This is a genomic window from Syntrophobacterales bacterium, from assembly GCA_019429105.1.
GTDB lineage: Bacteria > Desulfobacterota > Syntrophia > Syntrophales > UBA5619 > DYTH01.
Genome location: JAHYJE010000020.1, coordinates 1 through 21,523, shown reverse-complemented (window position 1 = coordinate 21,523; position 21,523 = coordinate 1). Strand labels below are relative to the sequence as shown.

The window sequence follows — 21,523 nt, the reverse complement described above, 5'->3', positions numbered from 1 at the left end:
GCTGAGGCCTTCAGAGGCCGATGCGGTCGGCGATTTCCTGCATCGCGGCAACGGCCAGGCCGGCGAATTCGTCAAGGCTCAGACCAATTTTTTCGCATTCCCTGATTATCTCCCTGTTTACCGAGGCGGCAAAGGCCTTCTCCTTCATCCGCTTCGTCACCGACTTCACCTTGACCCCGGCGATCTTTTTGTCCGGATAGACCAGGGCAACTGCCGTGATGAGCCCGGTAATCGTCTCTCCGGCGGCCAGGGCATGCTGCAGCTCCGTATGCCGCAACTTCCCGGCGGCGGTTTCGTTATGCATCTTTATCGCCTCGACAATCTCGTCCGCTACGCCGGCTTTGCTCAGGATTGGCGCAGCCTCGAGACCATGACGGTTGAGATCCCCCCCGACATCTTCGATATCGATATCATGGAGGAGGCCCGCCTGCCCCCACGCCTCTTCGTCCCTCCCCAGACGCCTTGCCAGGGACCGTAAAACCGCCTCCGAGGCGAGGCTGTGGGCCAGCATCCGTTCGCTTTTCACATGGGCCTTCAACAGTTCTTCCGCTTGCTCTCTTGTCATGCCGTCACCTTCAAGGTTTTTTGCCTATATAAAGGGAAGTTATGCCCAGCGTCAGCGAAAAGTGCTCCAGCTCGACAAAGCCGGCCTCTTTCATCATCGCGAGAAACTCCCCCGGCGGCGGAAAATGGATTATCGAATCAGCGAGGTAGAGATATGCAGCCGGATTGCGGGTGAAGAGGCGGGCGACGCGCGGCAGCACGCGCAGCAGGTACGGGGCGAATGCCTTTCGCCAGAGCCGGTTCTGGGGGGCGTTCAATTCCAGGATGTAGGCCCTGCCGCCGGGGACAAGAACGCGCCGCATCTCCCTCAGGGCGACGATCCTTTCCGGGATGTTGCGGATGCCGAAGGCGACCGATGTCGCGTCAAAATTTTCATCGTCAAACGGCAAGGCCGTCGCGTCTGCCTGCAGCAGCCGAACCCGCTCCGCAAGCCCCCGCGCTGCTATTTTCCTTTTCCCTGGGGACAGCATTTCGGCTACAAAATCTATCCCCTGCACTGTTATTCCCGGATGAATCCGGGCGGCCTCGATTGCCATATCGGCTGTTCCGGTAGCCACGTCCAGCAGCTTATATGTATGGAAAAAACGCATCTTTTTGATTGTGAAACGGCGCCAGGCAACATCCCGGCGGAGGCTCAGCAGGTGGTTTAAAAAATCGTATCTGCCGGGGATGGTCGCAAAGATTTCCCTGACCATCCCGATATGCTCGTCCCGGTTAATCCCAGTTACCTCCGGGTAGCTGCCGCGATTGGCGGCATGACGCTGTTTTTCTTCCATTTTATGCTTCCTTCTGTTCTTGTCGCCCTTACCTATGAAAGGGAAAATAAAGTAAATAACTATTGAGCCAGATATCCGCCATCGACCGCGACCACACTGCCCGTCATATAACTCGAGGCATCCGAAGCCAGTAACAGAGCTACTCCCACGATCTCGGAAGTCTTGCCAAAACGTCTGAGAGGTATCTGTTTTATCAGGCCTTTATAAACCTTTTCTGACGCTCTCAACCCCTCGGATAATGCGGTTTCTATGTAGTGCAGGGCAATGGCGTTGACACGGATATTGTGGCGAGCCCACTCAAGCGCGAGACTCTTCGTCAGGAGAAGCACCCCTGCTTTGGAGGCGCAATAGGCAGGCGCCCGCGCTACGCCAGTTATGCCGGCGGTGGTTGATATGTTCACTATGCTGCCGCCGCCGTTTTTGATCATTTCTTTCCCGATGTGCCTGCAGCACAAATACGTCCCGCGCAGATTGACGGCAATGACTTTATCCCATTCATCAAGTGCGGCATCCTCAGTCGGTATGTAGTTAAGCTGGGAAATCCCCGCATTATTTACAAGTACATCGACCTTTCCGTATTCGCCTATTGCCTGCCGCGTCAGCTTCTCAACATCGCTCTCCCGAGAAATATCCGCTTTGATCGCCATGCAGCGAGCCCCGATCGCCTCGGCCTGTTTTACCGTTTCCTCCGCCATGGTCAGGTCGGCAACAATCAGGGATGCGCCGCTCTGCGCGAGCGTCAGAGCTATGTCCTGTCCTAACCCCTGGGCGCCGCCTGTAACCAGAGCCACTCGACCGTCAAGTCTGAACAATTCCAAAGTATTCATGTTCCCCTTCCTTAACCGCCCTTATTGCCTGTGCAGGCAGCCCCTGACAGGCGCCAGACTTAAAGATTCAAAGACTTAAGCAGCCTGGAAAAATTGGATCTCGGCAAACCTAAAATATCGGCGGCCCTCGATTTTTTCCCGCCTGCCGCATTCAGGGTCTGAATAACCATATTTTTTTTGAACGCCTGGATTGCCTCGTTTAAGTGTTTTGCCTGTGGATGGGCAATGTTTGAGTTGGCCCATAGTTCCCTGGGCAGGTCATCCACTGTTATTGTATCATTCCTGGAAACGACGACCAACCTTTCTACTACATTTTCCAGCTCGCGAACATTGCCGGGCCAGGAATACCCCAACAGGACTTCTATCACTAAGCAGGTAAAGCAGGCACCGCTCGAAGTTTACGCCCACGCCAACTTTTTGGATAAGGATTTGGAAGAGCTGGTTAATGTTCATGGTGGAGTGAATCTCTTTGTTCATCTCCGTCAAGACGATTAATTCATGCAGTTTCCGCTTGACAAAATCAGCGGATTCCCTGTCGGATGCAATGAACCCCTCCATATCTTTATCCCCTTCCGGAAACAGATATCATCTAAAATCAACGCCGCATCCCGGAACATCCCCGACTCGACTCCGGTCCGGCGGTTTTCCTTGGCCTTTCCTTTCAGCGCGGGATTGGAGATGCTGCCCGCTGCTACTGTACCAGATTAGGCAAGATAAGGACCAATGACGGGAAAGCGATCAGGACAACGGCGGTAAGAATCATGGCCAGGAGGAAAGGCAATATGCCTTGGAATATTGTCTCTAAAGGTATATCCTTGGCTATGCCCTTGACTACATAGACGTTTACCCCCACCGGCGGCGTTACGACACCTATGCAGGTCAACAGGACAATGATGACGCCAAACCAGATGGGATCATAGCCGAGAGCGGTGACAATCGGATAAAGAATCGGAATGGTCAGAATGATTAGCGGGATGGCATCGATAAAGCAGCCGCCGACGATGTAAATAAGCAGGATAACGAAGATGGTGGCAATGGGCGGGATAGCCAGGGAAGAAACCCAACTGGCAAGGGCAAAGGGGATCCGCGCCAAGGTCATGAATTTACCAAAGACTGTCGCGCAGGCGATGATGGTAATGATCATGCATGATGTCCTTAACGACTCCACCGTGTTGTCAATGAAGCCTTTCCAGGTCAGTTCTCTTCGTAAAAGACCGATAATAAGGGCGCCTGCAGCCCCTACTCCCCCTGCCTGCGTGGGCGTGAAAAAACCATAAAGCAGGCCGCCTATAACTACAAAAAAGAGCACCAGGACATCAAATACCTTAATAATGGACGTTACCTTGTCTTTAAAATCAGCCTTCGGCCCCCTTGGCCCAGATGCTGGATTTTTAAGACACACGAGATACGCGGCAAGGCTCATAAAAATGGCCAGGATAATGCCCGGAAGAATTCCGGCGATAAAGAGTTTCCCGATCGACTGCTCCGTCATAAAGCCATAGATGAGAAAGATGACGCTGGGAGGGATAAGCACTCCCAGCGTCCCGCCACAGGCGACGCAGCCGGTGGACAAGGCATCGTTATAACCATACTTTTTCATGGTGGGGATGGCAAGTTTGCCCATTGTGGCCGCAGTCGCCGTTGAGGAGCCGCAGATGGCGCCGAAGGCGGCACAGGCGAAGATGGTCGCTATGGCAAGGCCGCCTCGGATGTGTCCCATAACCTTATAAGCGGCCTCATACAGCCTCGCGCCCAGCCCCGCAGAAAAGGCGTAATATCCCATCAGAATGAACATGGGAATAGCGCTTATTGAATAAGACGTCAACTGCTCGAAAATATCGCGGGGGAGGATGGCCAGCCCTGTTTTGAGGGACGTAATATAGGTGATTCCCCAAAAGCCCACGAAGGCCAGCGAAAAAGCAATGGGCATCCTGATCACAAAAAGGGCAAGGATCAAAACGATGCCGATTATTCCTATTGAAGTTGCGCTCATGGTCTCCCCTTTACCGATTTTATTGTTTCAAGAACAAAGTAGAGAACAGCGGGGACGCAGCTTATCGCCAGGATATAGGCAAAAGGAAAGAAGGGAATTTTTGATGAAGATCCAATCTCGCCTGCTTTTTGCAGGGAATATCCATACTCCAACGCCTTCCAGAAGATTAAAATGAACAGAATCATGCAAAAGATGGACACCAAAGTATCCAATACGCTCCTCAGGGTTTTGGGAAACTTTTGGATAATAAAATCTATCCTCAAATGCACTCCCAAAAAAAGACCATGAGCGATGGCAGGGGCTATGGCAACAAGCAGTGAAAAACTTATTACCTCAAGGGCCCCGGGGAGGGGCCATTGGAACAGCTTGGCCCCGACAACATCAATCAGATTCACCAAGAACATGGCAAGCAAACCCACAACCCCTGCCAATTCGAAGTACCTGCTCACATCCCTTACGAATTCTTCAAACCTGTTCACTATTTGATCCTTATATCATCAGGTCCTGTCGAGGATTTGATCTTGAGCTCCCGCTGTTTTGCTGTCCAGTAAGTTATCCGCTCCTTGGTAAAATTTATCCATCCCCGCACTTCCGTTTCCTTAAAGCCCTTGGCTACCAAAGATTTTACATATTTCTCTACAACTGTTTCCGAGGCTTTGATCCATCTGTTGGCCTCATCCGGTGAAAGCTGGATAAAATCGAGTTTTTTCCCCATCCCCAGGCTTTTTCCGTCTATGTCAATCGCATTCCAGGTGTTTGCAAATTTTTCCTCAAACGGATATTCATTGAAGACCTTTTTCACATCTTCCGGCAGCCCATTCCAGGTATCCTTGTTCATAATAAGATAAAATGTATAGACCTGACCAACGGGCCAGCACTCCGTCACATGTTTTGTCACCTCTGCCAGCCGGAAGGCCCTCATTGTCTCCATGGGCAGATAAACACCGCCGATAACGTTTTTGAGCAGCGCATCATAGGTCTCAGGCGTGGCGATCGCCCTGGGCGTAGCTCCCAGGGCTGCTGCAACCTCGCCAATGTATCCCTGACCCCTTACGGTCAAGCCTTTCAGATCTTCCATCTTGTTTACAGGCTTTGACACTGTCATCATAACATTGACCGGGGATGAATGCAGCGCCAGGACATGAACCTTGTCCCATTCCTTGGGACTGAATTTTCTGATAAAATCGTTCGCCACATGGTTGGCAATCCACGCATTGGGGAAACCGAGCGGCAGGTCCAGCAGCTCTGTCACATTGAAGCGCCCATAGGTATAGGAAAGATTGGACAAGCCGATATCGGAGATTCCCTGGACAACGCCATCGTAAATCTTGGGCGCGGTCAGCAGCGTTCCTGCCGGGAAATAGGAGAATTTCACCTTGCCTTGAGTTTTCGCCTCAATCTCCTTAATAAATTCCGCGCAGATCTTTGATTGCATGGCGGGGACAGGGAAGTAATTGCTCCATTTCAATTCGATTACCGGCGCCGAAACTGCTTCGTGCGCAGAGAAAAGAACTACAGAGAAAAGCGCCAGGATCACAAAGATGGTTACTTTTTTCATTTTGCATACTCCTTTCGTAGCTAATGGTGCGATTAAAAATTGATTGATAAGGTTAGCCCTTTTGCGCGGTACTATACAAGTGCTGTTATTTGTTGTCAATGTGGTGTTCGGCCTCGCAATCCAGACCCTAAGCCCTGGCTTTTTCGCGTTTCTCATCCTGCTGAGCCAGTTCTACGAGACCGCCCTTGCCAAACTTGTTGATCTTGACGCCCCCGGAGAGACGGGGAAAGTCATTCAACAGGCAAAGTTCGTCAGGAAGCTTGAAGGGGGCGACCTTGCCTTTGAGAAATTCTCGCAGCTCCTTCAGGCTCAACGATGCCCCCGGCTTGGCAATGACGCATGCGCAAATGTTTTCACCGAGAACAGGATTCGGGGTGGCGACAACGCACGCCTGCTCCACAGCGGGATGCTCCATAATAATGGATTCCAGTTCATAGGGGGAAATTTTGAAACCGCCGCGGTTGATCAAATCCTTGATGCGTCCATGGATTTTGAGGTAGCCATCCGCCGCCTTGGAAACAAGATCGCCCATGAAAAGCCAGCCGTCCACGATCTGCTTCCTCGTTTCCTCCGGGTTTTTCCAGTACCCCTTCATTACGTGCCATCCGGACAAGGCAAGCTCGCCGATTTCCCCATCCGGCATTTCCTTTTTGGTCAGTGGATCCACCACGCGCACGGCTGTACCGGCGACGGGCAGGCCAATATATTTTTCCCTTGTCTCCAGAGGAGAAGGATAAGGACAGATGATGCCCAAACCCGGGCCCACTTCGGATGCGCCCCAAAAAGTGGTCAGATAAACGCCCATATCGTTGTGCACTTTGGTGATCAGGCCCTCCGGCGCAATCTGTCCGGCAATCAAGCCGGCCCTGAGGGAGGAAAGGTCATAGTTGCGCAGATCCGGATTATTCAGCTCCATCAGGTAGTGGGCCGGCGAGCCAAGCTGCAGAGTGACGCGCTCCCTTTGAATGATTTCAAAGGCATCCTTGCAACTGAACTTTTCCAGCAAAACAACGCTGGCCATAAGCAGGAAGGGCTGAATGAGAATGGAGCCGCATCCGTACGAGTGACACATGGGCAGAAAGCCGATAAAGACATCCTCCGAAGAAGCGCCGACGCCGAGGGCATACTGCATCCCTGCTTTCGCCGCCTGGGCCTGGGTAATCATTGTCCCTTTGGGCATGCCGGTTGTCCCGGATGTGTAAATAAACATGGAGAGATCTGTTTGAGGGTTGATCTCGGGTTTTGCATATTTCCTTCCCTGACCATTTTTGATCATGGCGTCGAAGGTATATACCCCTGCAACCTCTGCGTCTCCCACCACAAAAATGGATTGGAGCAGTGGCAGTTCGTTTTTTAGTTCCAGTAAAGCTTCGAGATAATTATAGCCTTCCCATTTCTTGAAAACAAAAACCGCCTTCGCCTCCGAGTTGGAGAGGATAAAATGGGCCTCGGTTTTTCGGTAGCTGGGATTAGCCCAGGCCACTATCACCCCAAGTTTCTGGAGGGCGTAAAAAATGACGATGAATTCCAGGGAATTCTTCATGTACATGACAACCCGGTCGCCCTTTTTGAACCCCTGGTCAGCCAGGCTCGCGGCAAATGCGTCCGCCAGGTTGTTCAGCTCTTGATAGGTAACGCGACGTTGCCCATCTATTACCGCTACCTTCGCAGGCGCCTGCCGGGCGCCGGTTTCAAGAATCTGCCCCATTGACATATTATCGTAATTACTCATTAATCCTCCTCAACATTCGCAAATTGGTTGCTAAAATTCACCCTGGGTAACGACCACCACCGTAGAAGTATTGTTCAAGAACCGTCGCGTTGCCGTTCATCCGCGCAGTTACGAAAAATATAAGCACACAACGCTTACGGAACATATGCCCAAGGCCCATCAGAAATATCTGGAATGGACCCCCTCCCGGATCATGGACTGGGCGGGTAAAAACGGTACCAACACCCGAAAGCTGACTTCCTTTATCATGGAGAACCGCAAGCATCCGGAGCAGGGTTTCCGCTCCTGCCTAGGCATCATGAGGCTGGTAAAACGGTATTCGCCCGAACGGGTGGAGGCCGCCTGTGGTCGCGCCCTGCTTCTGAAAGCCTACAGCTACAAGAGCGTCGAATCGATCCTGAAAACCAGCCTTGACAAACAGGAGCTGCCGGAAACCCCCTCTGCTGAAAAACCGATCATCCATTACAACATCCGGGGCCGGGAATATTACCAGCAGAAGGAGGTGACCCATGCTTAATCAACAGACCATCAACAAACTGTATGAACTGAAACTGACGGGCATGGCGGACGCCTTCGCCGATCAGATCAAACAGCCGGATATGGACAGGCTTTCCTTCGCAGAACGTTTCGGACTCATCGTAGATCGCCAGTGGACATGGAAGGAAAACAACCGCATGGAAGGATACCGCGCCTTCTACATCCGTTCCCCCAAGTTCTCATACCAGATGGCGCTGGCCAAGGGAGACGGAAGCTACGGCAAAACCATCAACAAACTTGCCAAGGCCCATGTCCTGGTGATTGACGATCTCGGCCTCGCTCCCATGAACGATGCCGAACGAAGAGACCTCCCGGAGGTCGTTGAAGAAAGGCACGGCCATGCCTCCACCATCGTCACCAGCCAACTCCCCGTGGAGAACTGGCATGAACAGATCGGCGATTCCACCATTGCCGATGCCATCCTTGACCGGTTGATCCATAATGCCCATAAGATAAACCTGTCTGTGAAAGGAGGCTCGCTGAGAAAAAAATATGCCGGCTTGACCTGAAAGATCAGTTATGAGAAAGAGCTAAAAAACCAGCGTAGCTACGCTCCGACCAGGGGTGGCGGAATCAATCGGAACACCCTGGAGACTTGGATCGGAACCGGGTGGCGGATTCCTTCGGAATCGAGTGGCGGAATCAGCGGAATACGCAGTTCGCCGGGGATCAGAAGATTTACAACCCAAAACCCAATCATGTTGTGTGGTTCCTTTTTATTGCTAACGAAAAGCTCAGCCGCGCGAGGAACGAGCGTCGGCTGGAGCGCCTTGTTCGGTGACAATGCCCGGAACTTTGTACTCAATACGGTCATTATTCCATACAGGAATTTTGTAATGATGCTTCTTGGCATCAGCCGCGACTTTTTCTGCCGCCCGACGCAAGGCTTTCAATCCGATTAGGGCGTATTTATTATGTTCAGTCATAAATTTTTCTCCGATTCGTCTATGATCACAGGGAAATCGCCTGATGTGTCGAAAATTACCCAGGAATCAGCCAATTTTTTGTAAATTTCGTTGAAATTACTCCAGCTTCTTTCAAAACGTCGCTTAATATCTATTTCGGGGACATTGTGCCCGCCTTTGGCAACCCTCAACTTCACCCGCTCAATGGCGAACTCGACGGAGGGAAGTCTCAAAAAATAAATTATAATTTCAAATCCTTGTTCCTTCCATTCTCTTATTTTTCTTTCGTACCCTTTACCGCTCAGTGTTGTCTCAAATGCAAATGATTCATTCTTCTTTACATAGTCATTGATCTGTCTAATCATTATCCTGCCGGCCTCAATCTCCATTTTCGCGGGTTGAAAGGGGGCAAGGCCTTGAGCGATAAGGTCGGCATTTATGAAATTTAGACATTCCGCTTCTACAGGAAGAAATTCATTTGCAAATGTCGTTTTGCCAGCTCCATTAGGCCCGGCCAATATATAACACCTTTTAATCAATTTTTATGTCCCTTTTTCTTCAGAGAACGGCGGAGCTAAGTGGCGTGGCGGCAGTTCCGCCACGTCCGTCTTAAGCGATTTGTTGGGCGGGTATCTATTTTTTCAGTCGTTCTATTTCCCTCCGAATCTGTTCAATCACTTCTTTATTCCCGATTTCTCCATCCAAGCTGAAGACTATAAATACTTTGCCACCGTATTGCTCTTCAAATCCTGAGAAACTGTTTTTCATTCTTTCAGTTGGAGAATAATTGCCGAAGTTTGCTTTCGCTGTCAATGGCTTGATTTGAATTCCAAATGCTCTATTATCAACTTTTGCCACATAGTCGATGTCTCCCGCGTGGTCAAGTTCAGAATCTGATTCCTCAAAAATTATGTCTGGAAATATTTTGGATAATCCGTCATTAACAACAGACTTCTCCCGAAGGAAACCGTCAAAGGTCCTATTGACGGTAAGATTGTAAATGTAATCAATGCAATCCTGAAGCGTCAGTTGACTGAATGCCGCTTGCCATTCAGGAATAACTACTTCTGTTATTTTCTCGTAAAGCCGTTCGCCAAGTTCTCGCAAAGACCCTGGGGGAATTTTAGTCGGCGCCTTTGAGACTGTATATGCGTTTTCAAAATACCATCGTTCCCATTCTTGAATTGTTTTTGGCTGGCATTCCCTAATAAGGGCCATTACCGCTCCGACTTTATTGGACCTTGATAACTGGTAGGTTTGGTTGGCATAATTCAGAACTTTTTCCTTTTTGCCAAATTCCATGGAATATCTTTGTTTTTTTGCCACTTAATGCCTCTGCAGGATTAGAAATTTGTTTTTGTATTTAAAGTCGGTTATGTTGTCAACGTCAACCAAACCTTCCTTGATTATATGGGCATTGATAAAAGTCTTGTTCTGCAGATATAGATAACAAAGAAGGTTGTTCCCTTCATCATATTTCTGACTGTCGAACTTTATAAATACTTTTTGGCCCTTTGTTTTGTCGATCAGAAATCTGATCGCCTGTCCATTAGTCGCCCCGTTTTCTTTTACACCGATAAGGCGAACAGCCAAATCATTATCCAGCTTCAACAACTCAGGACTGATTACTTCTTTTACAGAATAGTAGACTTCTCTTTCACCGCTGTCTTTATCAATTTTTGAACCGAATAGAAGCTTCTTAGGGTCTATCTTCTTATCGAGTTTATGAGGGTCTTTGAAGATATAGGGCAGCTTTTCGATTTCTTTATTCAGGTCGGTTTTAACGCTATCCTTCAGAAATATGTATTTGGTGGATGCAATATCGGATTGCCCCACATTCAGCCTATTTTTAATTATCGGAAGAAAGGCCGAATTGATTTCATAGCCGACAGAACTACGGCTTAAATTACGGGCGGCAAGTGCAGTTGTCCCACTGCCGAGGAACGGGTCCAAAACCGTTTCGCAGGAAAAAGAAAACATTTTTATCAGGCGGGCAGGCAACTCTTCTGGAAACATAGCAATGTGTCCGTCCTGCTTTGCCCCTGCAAAGTACCAATGCCCTGAAAAATAAGTATTCCAGTCGTCTTTTGTTATTATTGAATGTTCTTTTTGTTCCTTAGTCGGCGCTGATGAAACGCCTTGTTTTTTAAAAAGCAGAATAAATTCATAATCAAGCTTCAAAATGCCATTGCGGGGATATGGAAAACTGCCCATTATCGTGGCGCCGCCGGTCGTATTGCAGGTGGTGACTTTCTGCCAGATAACGGCTCCCATGTAGTCAAACCCTAATGTTTCACAAAATTTAATTATTTCGGTTCTTATTGGAATCACTTTATACCGGCCATAATAAACTGACCGGGCGAACTGGTCTCCGATGTTGATGCAAAGTTTGCAGCCGGGGTGTAATACCCTGTGACACTCCTTCCAGACGAGATTCAGATTATTGATATAACTTTCATAACTTTCGTGATAACCGATCTGATTTTCAGTCCCGTAGTCTTTTAATTGCCAGTATGGGGGGGATGTGATTACCAAATGAATTGATTTATCGGCTAAGCAGTTCATTTGCCGGCTGTCGCCGTTTATTATTTTATGAATAGTTTGCACTGAGTTCTCCATTGCCTATAGTATAACATAATCTATTTATGTCTTTTGCCCAACGAAAAAATCAGCCGGAGCGTAGCGATCGGCTGGATTGCTTTTGTTGGGTAGCTAATTTGGGCGAATGCACAGCGGCCGCATGCAACTTGATACCCAAGGCACCAATTACTTTAAGAACAGTATCAAATCCCGGACTTCTTTCACCGGACAGAGCTTTATATAAGCTCTCGCGTGATAATCCGGCGTCACGCGCAACCTGAGACATACCTTTAGCTTTTGCAATGTCTCCTAATGCCTTTGCAATAAAGGCCGCATCACCTTTTGATTCCTCAATGCACATTTCCAGATAAGCGGCCATTTCTTGAGGTGTGCGAAGGTGCTCGGATACATCATATTTTGTTGTAACTGTTCTTGCCATAATTAACTCCTACAAATTTTTTGCCAAGCGAAGTGCGTTTTTAATATCTTTTGCCTGTGACTTTTTGTCTCCACCCGCCAGCAGGATTATCACCGTGCGCTCACGCTTGATGTAATAAACCCGATAGCCTGGACCATGATCAATACGCATTTCCGAAACTCCTTCTCCCACGGGCTTAACATCTCCGGGATTGCCCATAGCCAGTCTTTCAATTCTTGCCTGTATGCGAGCACGACCTCTAATATCTTCCAGACTATCAATCCACTCGGCGAATATTTCGGTTTTGCGAATTTCAATCATGCTATCACTGTAGCCCAATGGCTACGCTTTGTCAATAGATTCTTGAATCAATATTTATGCCCAACATTACGATTGAGCCGCCGAGTTTACGAGGTCGGCTTCAAACGCTTGTTATTCGTTGGGCCAGTATTTTGGCTTTGCGATTCTGAATCAGGATCAAGGCTGTCCCAAGAACCCCGGCAAGCACAAGACCGTAGTCTTGAGGGACTTTTAAACTGATGGCGGCGCTCATTCCAACGATCGACCAAAGAAAAGGAATGATGAGCAGATAAACAGGAACCTTCGTTGTCGCCCAAAGCAATATGCCGAAAGTGAAGATAGTCGTAGGACATGGGGCAACCCCGAATATGGGTGCTGAAGGGTAGTTATGCCCAAAAGTCATTCCAAGGAGTGAGTAAACTGCCATCGCATATAAAATGAAGCAGCCCCCCAGAATTGGAATGGGCTTGTAGCTGAAACGAAAGGAAAGTTTTCCGTAAAATGTGCCTACTATAAGGAAAAGCAGCCCCTGAAGAATGTAGAAGACTCCGAAAATACGGGCGATTGGGTTGATAGGACTGAAATAAACGATGTGGTAAAACACACCCATCCAGATCCAGAACAGTGCCAGAATTCCCGAAATGACCTGGCCAGATAATTTGTTTTGGCGAATCGCCAGCGCAAGCGCAATGAAACCCAGCAAATATGCCACTACCTGAGCAGGCCATATGGCTACGTTGTAAATTCTAAAAACATCGAAGAATTGCTCGACAGTAAACGGTATGTTCATATAATCATCCTCCTTTGAATAATGTTATGCCCAACATACGGCTCACTGGGAGCCGGCTTTTGATAAGATATTGCGTTTCGGCGAGCGGAGTATAGGGGGGCTGTTTTGGCTTGTCAACAGCTCACTTTGATTAAATATCAAAACTACTCCCTGTCTGCATATCCTTGATCCGGTCGCCCATTACGGACTTTAGGACGTTAAATGCCTTTTTGCCTGTGCAATGCCCTGTATATGTTACCTCAACGGGATAGTTCAAAACTGATTTTCCCATATTTTCAATATCCTTCCTTTTCCTCGCCATAAAATTGAACGGCGGCAAGGCCACAAGATGAAATCCACCGATGACCGCCTTGATAGGGACCCCCTCAAACTCTCTTGCTACAGTATCGATCATGTTGAGGATACCGTTATGCGAACAGCCGGTGAAAATTACCAGCTTTCCGTTCTCTTTGACGGCCATCACAATTTCATGAGAGAACACATCAGGTACCAGCCTTCCTTCGGTTTTCAAGTGAAGCTGTTTATTCCCAAGGGGTTTAGGATGCGTGTCAATGATTTTGGGAAAGATAAAAACATCGGGAAGAATTTCAGTGGGTTTGCCGACGAACTCGAAGCGATCCCGGTGATGATCCATGATGGCACGATCCAAGCCGATATATTTTTTCAAAAACCCCATAATCTTGATGTAACACTCACCCTCAGGCGCATTCGCAAGATACACCTTGGCATTGGAATTCAGCTCAAAAAAACGTTTAAGACCTCCGCCATGGTCAAAGTGATGGTGTGACAGAACCGCCACGTCAACGGAATCGACCTTTATAGACAAATGCTTAGCATTATCGACAAATGCACCAGAAGCCCCCAAATCAAAAAGAATCGAATGATTTTTAAACTCAATATACAAAGATAAACCCCATTCTGAAGTAAGGCCCGGTTCAGTGATGCTCTCTCTGTTTTCAATCAAGGTAGTAATTTTCATGAGTCGATCCTTCCTTATGCTGCAGCCTTTGAGGCTCAACGACTAAGCTCACCGGCGGCAATGAAACGTAGCGGAATTGCCGTCCGGTGCAGCGCCTGGTTATCTGTTCTTACTACAACACCCCACTGGAAATATCAAAAAATCGCTCAAAAAAGCGTATCAATTTGTCCAAAACGCTCTCGCGTTTTTTGGAACGCTCTCCTCCGGGAGAAAAGCGTGATACAGGCGGCAGAACCTTGGCTAAAGCAGTGCCCGTGGTTGCAACACTGCCGTTACGAAACGCGTTGCGCACAAATTTATAGGTTTCGTCGTGATCAAGATTTTCTTGCTTAATAATCTCGTCCAGTTCCTCTATTTTTTTCTTTTCCACATACTTCTGCCAGTCTTCATCCACGACCGAATGGATATCAAGCGAAGCGATAAACTGGTTGATGAGGTCTTTTTTGTTGCGCAGTTCAACGCTTGAATCAATTGCTTTATTAATGTCAATGAGCAGTTCGTGGTTCTTGATGTGGTCTTCGTGGTATTTTTTAACAAGCCCTAAAATATAATCAATGTTGATCTCAATCTGTTTAATGAGCTCCATTTCAAACACGAGATCATCGTTGATGTTTTCCTTCTCGCCTTCACATGTCTTGCGAAACTCGTTATAGAGGTCAATGTAGGCGCTGTGATAATCCTGAATGTCCCGCTCGGTTAAAATTTCGTTGCCGTTAAATTCGTCAAAAGTAACCAAGATATTTCTCACACGCAAAATCGCGCCGTAGAGCCTGATGAAATCCTTTTGATTTTGTTCCCCTATAATTCGCTCGTCAACGGGAAATTTTGCCAAAAGCTCTTTGACTATACTGGTATATCCACGGACTTCCTTGTCGCCGTCTTTGTAGCCGTTGTAGTACTCGTCATACGATTTTAACAGCACAATCCCGCTGGCTTCCTTATCGCCAAAGAGGGCAATGGATTCATTGGTCGCTTTTTCCAGATTGCGGAAGCAAACAATGTTTCCGAACGTCTTGACGGTGTTTAAGATGCGGTTGGTACGCGAATACGCCTGCAACAAACCATGCAAACGCAGGTTTTTATCCACCCACAAGGTATTGAGCGTAGTCGCGTCAAAGCCGGTCAAAAACATATTGACCACCAGAAGAATATCAACCTCACGATTTTTCACCCGCTCGCTGACATCTTTATAGTAATTCTGAAATTTGTCGGAAGAGGTGTCATACGAAGTCCCAAACATGGCGTTGTAGTCTTTGATGGCATTCTCAAGAAAATCCCTTGAGCTCTTGTCCAATCCACTGGTGTCTTCGGAGTTTTCATCTGTCACACCGTCAATTTCTTCCTCGTTTACACCAAAGCTGTAAATAAGCGCTACTTTGAGTTTTTTATCGCTCGGCGCCTCTGTTAGCTGTCTCTGGAATTCAGCGTAGTATTTTTTGGCCACATCAATGGAAGAAACGGCGAAAATGGAGTTAAACCCTGCCAGTCTGCGGTCTTTGAGTTTGTAAAAGCTGTTCCGTTTGGTTTTCTGATCAAAATGGTCGCGGATATATTGAACAATATTTGCTAAACGCTCCGGCGCGGCAAGCACTGCTTCGCGGTCGATGTCGCGGACTTTCTTATCTTCAATGTCTTCTGCTTCGCGCACGGTGGAAATATAATCCACTTTAAACGGCAAAACATTTTTATCGGCAATGGCATTCACAATGGTATAGATGTGCAATTTATCGCCAAAAGCCTGCGCGGTGGTCTTAAAATCGGGACGGCTGCCTGAAGAAGCATTCACGGCAAAGATCGGCGTGCCGGTAAACCCGAAGAGATGGTAGTTTTTAAACGCCTTGGTAATGGCGGAGTGCATTTCACCGAACTGCGAGCGGTGGCATTCATCAAAGATCAGCACAATATGACCATTGAAAATAGTATGCCCTTTGTTGCGGCCGATGAACCCGTCAAGTTTTTGAATAGTGGTGATAATAATGCGCGCGTTTGTGTCTTCCAGTTGGCGTTTCAAAATCGCCGTACTGGTATTGCTGTTGGCCGCCCCTTTTTCAAATTTGTCGTATTCGCGCATGGTCTGATAATCAAGGTCTTTGCGGTCAACCACAAAAAGCACTTTATCAACATAGGGCAATTTGCTCGCCAGTTGGGCGGTCTTGAAACTGGTCAGGGTTTTACCCGAGCCGGTAGTGTGCCAGATGTAACCACCAGCCTCAACGGCGCCGAGTTTTTTATAATTAGTGCTGACGTCAATTCTGCTTAGTATTTTCTCGGTCGCCACGATCTGATAAGGCCGCATCGCTAAAAGCTGTTTGTCAGTGGTAAACACGCAGTAGCGGGTGAGGATATTGAGAAGCGCGTGCTTGGCAAAAAAGGTTTTGGCAAAATCTACAAGGTCGGTAATAGGCCTATTGGTCGCGTCCGCCCACCAGCTCGTGAATTCAAAGCTGTTGCTGGAGCGTTTCCCTTTTTTGACGGCGCCTTCGCTTGATTCTTTGATATGTTCCCAGCGCGTGGTGTTGCTGTAGTATTTGGTGTGCGTGCCGTTGGAGATAATAAATATCTGCACATACTCAAAGAGCCCGGAGCCAGCCCAAAAACTCTCGCGCTGGTAGCGGTTGATCTGATTGAACGCTTCCTGGATCGCCACCCCGCGCCGCTTGAGTTCAATATGCACGAGTGGCAGGCCGTTGACCAGCACCGTTACATCGTAGCGGTTGGCTCTTTGCCCTTCTTCGGTGGTGTATTGGTTGATCGCCTGCAAACTGTTTTCGTGGATTTTGTCTTTGCGGAGCAAATAGACATTTTTAACTGTTCCGTCATCTCTTTTTAGATTTTTGATGTAATCTTCCTGAATAGTGGCTGTTTTTTCGGCGATACTCTGGTTGGGATTGGCGATCTCGCCGGTAAAAAACCTTTCCCATTCGGTATCGGAAAAGCTGAAATCATTGAGCTTTTCAAGCTGTTTACGCAGGTTGAGCACCAGATCAGCTTCGGAAGTAATGGGCAGAAACTCATACGCCTGTGACTCTAACTGCGCAATAAAGGCGCGCTCCAGCTCCGCCTCGCTCTGGTATGTTTTGGAAGTACGGTAAATGGCCTGGTATTCCGCCACCACCGTGCTTTGCGGATTTTCCGCGACTAAATTGTATCGGCTATTGGTTGGCATGGTCTTTTTCCAATGGCTCAAAAGTCAGCAGCTTGTTTCGGTAGTATTCGTATTGTTTACGCCGGGCATTGAGTTCAGCCGGTAAGCCGACCGAAATATCAGTCACCAGAGCGTCGAATTTGTCGAGAATGGCAACGATGCGTTCTTGTTCGGCAAGAGGCGGGATGGGGATTTTATAATCAAGAATTTTATCTTGTTTTACACGAATTACTTTAGCCCCATGCGCAAATCGCTCTTTGTATCTTTTGAAATTTGTTGTCTGTAATAAGTAAGTTATGAATTTAGTGTTTTGATTATGGCGAAATGCAAACATATCTCCGCTAATACAAATCTCATCACCGAGCCAACCCAAGGGTTTACATACATCCTCAATATTTTCACTCACACCTGATATTAGCACATCGCCCTTCTGAGCCTTTTTTAATTTCTTTGCTAATTCTGGCGAAACAAACGTTTTCGTTTTGTCGGCATAGGTCCCGTAATATGTATAAATCTGGCCGTAGTGTATGCACCCAATTCCATCTTCAACAAAATCTTTTTTCTGCAAGCCGTTTCCTCTAATCAAAGATCCGACTTCACCTAATTTTTTGAACTCAACATCTCTTATATTCAACAGCTCATCCCGATAATACTCATACTGCTTCTTTCGCGCCTCCAGCTCCGCCTCCAGCTCCGCCTCCAGCTCCGCCTCCAGCGTGGTAAAGGTATCCAGAATTTTCACGATCTCTTGTTGGATGGCAAGGGGCGGAATGGGGATGAGAAACGCCTTTACCGCACTATCTGTAATTGCCGGATAACTTGCACCCCGCTCATTTGCTTCTACATGGGCATAGAACGATTCAGTACCAAGAAAATGGAAGACGAGATTTGGAAGTACCCGTTTTGTGTTTGGTCGAAGAACACAATAGCCAGTACTACATATGTTGCCATCGTATTCGGCTGGAATTAGCGTGTACCGTTTGAGCATTGGCCGCGTCGTTCCGAATATCACATCCCCTTCGCGAACTATTTGTTGTGCTCTGCTTGGTGCATTTTCGCTGGTGATAGTCTGGGCCTCGGCGATTGCGTGCGTAACCCGATCAACAGATGTAAGGTCGATATATCTGAACTTTTCACCATCCACATCAGCCCATTTGATGTTGGTCGTGCGCAGAGTGACCTTCTTAAGCTCAGAGTACTCCACCCCCTCGGGACAAAGCTCGGCGATCAGTTTTTCGATTTTATTCAAAGGTTTATTCATGATGATCTTCATGACTCAGAACCCGGCTTTTTGATTCTTCGGCCCTTCTTCAGTTTTTTCTCCGCCTTCTTCAGGGTTTCCAGATAGTCCCGTTCCACAACGCTGATGGCTGCGGACTGATATTTCTTGTACTCGGTTTCGGCTTTTTGCAGCGCCTGCTCGTGGCTTACAGCGCCGGCATTGTCCAGCAGCTTGCCGTCAAAAGTCTGTATCAGCCGGTCGAGTTGCGCGATCCAGTCCTTCATGCGCATCGGGTCCTGATTCATGGCTTTTACTTCCGCGAGGTCAAAATAGGCGGAAACGATGTTATTGAGCTTTTTCAGCTCATTTTCGGCGAGATAATTTTTGGCGATGCCGATATCTTTCCGGGTGACTTCTCCGCCGGAAAAAGTGAGCAGACCCATGAACGGTTGACCCGCGTCGGCGCGTTTGGCGATCACCTCAGCGGCAGTGTGTCCGTGCGCGGCGTAGTGCAGTTTGTTTTGCACGATCTTGAAAAACTGCGTGGATTCTTTCGCGTTTGGGTCATAGTCCGCGCTGGTTGCGTAGAGGTCGAGCACCTGCCGATACAGCACTTTTTCACTGCTGCGGATATCGCGAATGCGGTCGAGCAGTTCCTTCCAGTAATTCCCGCCGCCCGTGCCTTTGAGCCGCTCGTCGTCCATGGTAAAGCCTTTAACAATGTATTCTTTCAGTCGTTCCGTTGCCCAGATGCGAAAATTGGTAGCGATGCGCGAGCTGATGCGATACCCGAGAGAAATAATCATGTCCAGATTGTAATGATCCGTTTGGTACTTTTTGCCGTCATCGGCAGTTGTCAATATTTTCTTTACAACTGAATCTGTCTGTAATTCGCCGTCCTTGAGAATGTTGTTTATATGCTGGCTGATATTTTGTTTCGTCGTATCAAAAAGCTCGGCGAGTTGTTTTTGGGTGAGCCATACCGTTTCGCCCTGCATGCGTACTTCAACACTCGACTTACCATTGTCGCCCGTATAAATGATTATTTCGTTTTTTAGTTCGTCGTTTTTCATATTATTTCGTCCCCTCAATAGCGCTTACTATTTCATCAATCGCCTTGCGCAGTTCGTTCTGTCGGGCAACAATGCCTTTGATCTCGGCGTTGAGCTTTACAATATCAATTGCCTCGCGGGTGTCTTTTTGCGCCACATAGGTGGATACCGCGATGTTGTGGTCGTTTTCTTCAATGGTCTTATTGCCCACCAGCTTGGCAAAATGCTCCCTGTCCGCGCGCTTGGTAAACGCCTCCAGGATCTTGGCGCGGTTTTCATCGCTCAGTTTGTTTTTGTTTCCTCCGCGGACAAATTCGGCTGACGCGTCTATAAACAGTATTTTGTTATCTTTCTTGCTTTTTTTAAGCACGATGACGCAGGTGGCAATGGTCGTGCCAAAGAAAAGATCGGGCGGAAGCTGGATTATGGTATCAATGTAGTTGTTATCTACGAGATATTTGCGAATCTTTTGCTCCGCGCCGCCACGATACAGCACTCCAGGAAATTCAACGATCGCCGCTGTTCCGCTGGTGGAAAGCCAAGAGAGCATGTGCATGGTAAAGGCGAGATCGGCCTTGCTCTTTGGCGCCAATACTCCTGCCGGTGAAAAACGCGGGTCATTGATAAGAAGCGTATTGCTGTCGCCTTCCCACCTGATGGAATACGGAGGATTGGAAACTATTGCGTCGAAGGGCTCATCATCCCAGTGCTTCGGATCGGTTAGCGTATCGCCGTTGGCAACATCAAAGTGATTGTAGTTGATATCGTGCAAAAACATATTGATACGGCAGAGGTTGTAGATAGTGAGATTGATTTCCTGCCCAAAGAATCCTTGCCGTACATTTTCTTTGCCGAGAACTTTTACGAACTTGAGGAGTAAAGAGCCAGAACCGCAGGCGGGGTCGTATACTTTATTTACCTCTTTTTTGCCAACAGTTGTTATCTCAGCGAGAAGTTCGCTAACTTCTTGCGGGGTAAAGAATTCCCCGCCGGATTTTCCAGCATTTGCAGCATACATTGTCATCAAAAACTCATAGGCGTCGCCAAAGGCGTCAATCGTGTTGTCGTAGTAATTGCCCAGCCGCAGGTCACCGATCGCCTCCAAAAGCTTCACCAGTTTTTGGTTTCTTTTTTCTACCGTGTTGCCGAGTTTGTTGGCATTCACATCAAGATCATCAAACAAGCCTTTGAGATCATCCTCGCTGTCCGAACCTTTGGCCGAATTTTCAATGTTGCGGAATACCGCGGCCAGCGTTTCATTGAGATTGGCGTCATGGCGTGCTTTGGCGCGGACATTGACAAAAAGCTCGCCCGGCAAGATATAGAATCCTTTTTCCTTTACCGTATCGGCCCGGCCGAACTCCGCCTCTTTGTCTGAAAGCTTGGCGTAGTCAAAATCTTTATCGCCACTGCGCCGCTCGTCTTCATTGAGGTAGCTGGTGAGATTCTCGCTGATGAAGCGATAAAAAAGCATCCCCAAAACATATTGCTTAAAGTCCCAGCCGTCCACGCTGCCGCGCAGATCATTGGCGATCTGCCAGATAGCGCGATGCAATTCGGCGCGTTCTTGTTCTTTTATCATTAAATTATCCTATGTTATGGGCTATTTCTTTTTCCATAGTACAACATTCCGGCACGGCAAAAATTATTTTTTACAGATAACAGTATAATTGGGCCAAAGCTGATTGTCTTGGAGAACGTTTGGAAAGCCGATCAACCGGCGCTGGGCAATAGAGCATTTACATTCCCGCGTGTCAAGGAAAAATATTGGTACAGACTTCTATACTATCAGTATGTTATGATCTGCATGAAACTGACGGAAACATCTTGAGTTGTGGTACGCGATCTGTTATTTTCGCCTGTATGGAAAAGCAAGAAGACAAAGTCGGCGTTACTGCACATGCTCCCGTCTCGTTTCCGCGATGGCGCGAGGTGTTGGATTCGGAAATCGGCGATCCCTCCAAAAGGAACGGGATGGAACAGGACATCTTTGCCTGGCTGAAGTTTCTCAAGGCAAACAGTCGCCGGGCTTCCGTGGAGTCCGTTCTGGATTTTCTGCATCATATCGAAGGAGAGGGGCAAGAAACCGATTCGGTGCGCGCATCCCTGCGGTGGTTTTTCAAATCCGCCGCCGTTCAGTCGGGG

At 48.1% G+C, this 21,523-nt stretch carries 24 protein-coding genes; 3 read left to right on the top strand and 21 right to left on the bottom strand.

The genetic code is table 11. The features are described from left to right. Window positions 1-10 precede the first annotated feature (10 nt). The 9 genes from K0B01_08410 to K0B01_08370 form a co-directional block, all read right to left on the bottom strand. Entirely contained in the window at window positions 11-565 is a 555-nt protein-coding gene (locus K0B01_08410; protein MBW6486152.1) for an HDIG domain-containing protein, read from the bottom strand. Between the two features lie 10 nt (window positions 566-575). After that, the gene (locus tag K0B01_08405) at window positions 576-1,340 is read right to left on the bottom strand and encodes a ubiquinone/menaquinone biosynthesis methyltransferase (protein MBW6486151.1); all 765 of its coding nucleotides are present in this window, start codon (window positions 1,338-1,340) and stop codon (window positions 576-578) included. 59 nt (window positions 1,341-1,399) lie between these two features. Beyond that, window positions 1,400-2,167: a glucose 1-dehydrogenase gene (locus tag K0B01_08400; protein MBW6486150.1), complete on the bottom strand. Its 768-nt coding sequence runs from the start codon at window positions 2,165-2,167 to the stop codon at window positions 1,400-1,402. Window positions 2,168-2,226: 59 nt separating this feature from the next. Then, entirely contained in the window at window positions 2,227-2,520 is a 294-nt protein-coding gene (locus K0B01_08395; protein ID MBW6486149.1) for a hypothetical protein, read from the bottom strand. After that, complete coding sequence (locus K0B01_08390) at window positions 2,444-2,725, bottom strand: hypothetical protein (GenBank protein ID MBW6486148.1); 282 nt, start codon at window positions 2,723-2,725, stop codon at window positions 2,444-2,446. Before K0B01_08390 ends, K0B01_08395 begins: the two co-directional genes overlap by 77 nt. Window positions 2,726-2,858: 133 nt before the next feature. Continuing rightward, window positions 2,859-4,160, bottom strand: a complete 1,302-nt coding sequence (locus tag K0B01_08385; GenBank protein ID MBW6486147.1) for a TRAP transporter large permease — start codon at window positions 4,158-4,160, stop codon at window positions 2,859-2,861. Further along, entirely contained in the window at window positions 4,157-4,639 is a 483-nt protein-coding gene (locus K0B01_08380; GenBank protein ID MBW6486146.1) for a TRAP transporter small permease, read from the bottom strand. Before K0B01_08380 ends, K0B01_08385 begins: the two co-directional genes overlap by 4 nt. Then, window positions 4,639-5,718 carry a TRAP transporter substrate-binding protein gene (locus K0B01_08375; protein ID MBW6486145.1) on the bottom strand — a complete coding sequence of 360 codons (1,080 nt, stop codon included), beginning with the start codon at window positions 5,716-5,718 and terminating at the stop codon, window positions 4,639-4,641. The genes K0B01_08380 and K0B01_08375 overlap by 1 nt, the downstream gene beginning before the upstream one ends. Before the next feature lie 127 nt (window positions 5,719-5,845). Further along, window positions 5,846-7,450 (bottom strand): acyl--CoA ligase, encoded by a 1,605-nt coding sequence (locus K0B01_08370; protein ID MBW6486144.1) that lies wholly within the window; start codon window positions 7,448-7,450, stop codon window positions 5,846-5,848. Between the two features lie 70 nt (window positions 7,451-7,520). Here K0B01_08370 and K0B01_08365 point away from each other — a divergent pair, with 70 nt between their 5' ends. After that, window positions 7,521-7,967, top strand: a complete 447-nt coding sequence (locus tag K0B01_08365) for a hypothetical protein (protein ID MBW6486143.1) — start codon at window positions 7,521-7,523, stop codon at window positions 7,965-7,967. Then, window positions 7,960-8,496, top strand: coding sequence for an ATP-binding protein (locus K0B01_08360; protein MBW6486142.1), 537 nt, complete (start codon window positions 7,960-7,962; stop codon window positions 8,494-8,496). Before K0B01_08365 ends, K0B01_08360 begins: the two co-directional genes overlap by 8 nt. Before the next feature lie 225 nt (window positions 8,497-8,721). Here K0B01_08360 and K0B01_08355 read toward each other — a convergent pair whose 3' ends face one another. From K0B01_08355 to K0B01_08300, 12 genes are all read right to left on the bottom strand, one after another. Further along, on the bottom strand, window positions 8,722-8,913 hold the full coding sequence (locus K0B01_08355; protein MBW6486141.1) for a hypothetical protein: 192 nt from the start codon (window positions 8,911-8,913) through the stop codon (window positions 8,722-8,724). After that, window positions 8,910-9,410, bottom strand: coding sequence for a zeta toxin family protein (locus K0B01_08350; GenBank protein MBW6486140.1), 501 nt, complete (start codon window positions 9,408-9,410; stop codon window positions 8,910-8,912). Before K0B01_08350 ends, K0B01_08355 begins: the two co-directional genes overlap by 4 nt. A gap of 115 nt (window positions 9,411-9,525) precedes the next feature. Next, a complete protein-coding gene (locus K0B01_08345) occupies window positions 9,526-10,218 on the bottom strand; it encodes an MjaI family restriction endonuclease (GenBank protein MBW6486139.1) in 693 nt (230 codons plus the stop codon). Further along, window positions 10,219-11,511: a thermonuclease family protein gene (locus K0B01_08340; protein ID MBW6486138.1), complete on the bottom strand. Its 1,293-nt coding sequence runs from the start codon at window positions 11,509-11,511 to the stop codon at window positions 10,219-10,221. A gap of 49 nt (window positions 11,512-11,560) precedes the next feature. Then, on the bottom strand, window positions 11,561-11,911 hold the full coding sequence (locus tag K0B01_08335) for a putative addiction module antidote protein (protein ID MBW6486137.1): 351 nt from the start codon (window positions 11,909-11,911) through the stop codon (window positions 11,561-11,563). 9 nt (window positions 11,912-11,920) lie between these two features. Beyond that, a complete protein-coding gene (locus K0B01_08330; protein MBW6486136.1) occupies window positions 11,921-12,211 on the bottom strand; it encodes a type II toxin-antitoxin system RelE/ParE family toxin in 291 nt (96 codons plus the stop codon). Window positions 12,212-12,311: 100 nt separating this feature from the next. Next, window positions 12,312-12,980: a hypothetical protein gene (locus K0B01_08325; GenBank protein ID MBW6486135.1), complete on the bottom strand. Its 669-nt coding sequence runs from the start codon at window positions 12,978-12,980 to the stop codon at window positions 12,312-12,314. Between the two features lie 130 nt (window positions 12,981-13,110). After that, window positions 13,111-13,959 carry an MBL fold metallo-hydrolase gene (locus tag K0B01_08320; protein MBW6486134.1) on the bottom strand — a complete coding sequence of 283 codons (849 nt, stop codon included), beginning with the start codon at window positions 13,957-13,959 and terminating at the stop codon, window positions 13,111-13,113. Between the two features lie 112 nt (window positions 13,960-14,071). Further along, window positions 14,072-17,125, bottom strand: a complete 3,054-nt coding sequence (locus K0B01_08315) for a type I restriction endonuclease subunit R (protein ID MBW6486133.1) — start codon at window positions 17,123-17,125, stop codon at window positions 14,072-14,074. Beyond that, entirely contained in the window at window positions 17,112-18,377 is a 1,266-nt protein-coding gene (locus tag K0B01_08310) for a restriction endonuclease subunit S (GenBank protein MBW6486132.1), read from the bottom strand. The genes K0B01_08315 and K0B01_08310 overlap by 14 nt, the downstream gene beginning before the upstream one ends. Then, window positions 18,374-19,399 (bottom strand): virulence RhuM family protein, encoded by a 1,026-nt coding sequence (locus tag K0B01_08305; protein ID MBW6486131.1) that lies wholly within the window; start codon window positions 19,397-19,399, stop codon window positions 18,374-18,376. Before K0B01_08305 ends, K0B01_08310 begins: the two co-directional genes overlap by 4 nt. A gap of 1 nt (window position 19,400) precedes the next feature. After that, window positions 19,401-20,960, bottom strand: a complete 1,560-nt coding sequence (locus K0B01_08300) for a type I restriction-modification system subunit M (GenBank protein ID MBW6486130.1) — start codon at window positions 20,958-20,960, stop codon at window positions 19,401-19,403. Between the two features lie 350 nt (window positions 20,961-21,310). On the opposite strand from K0B01_08300, the gene K0B01_08295 reads away from it, so the two are divergent. After that, window positions 21,311-21,523, top strand: a 213-nt coding sequence (locus tag K0B01_08295) for a hypothetical protein (GenBank protein MBW6486129.1), incomplete at its 3' end; no start/stop codon positions are given.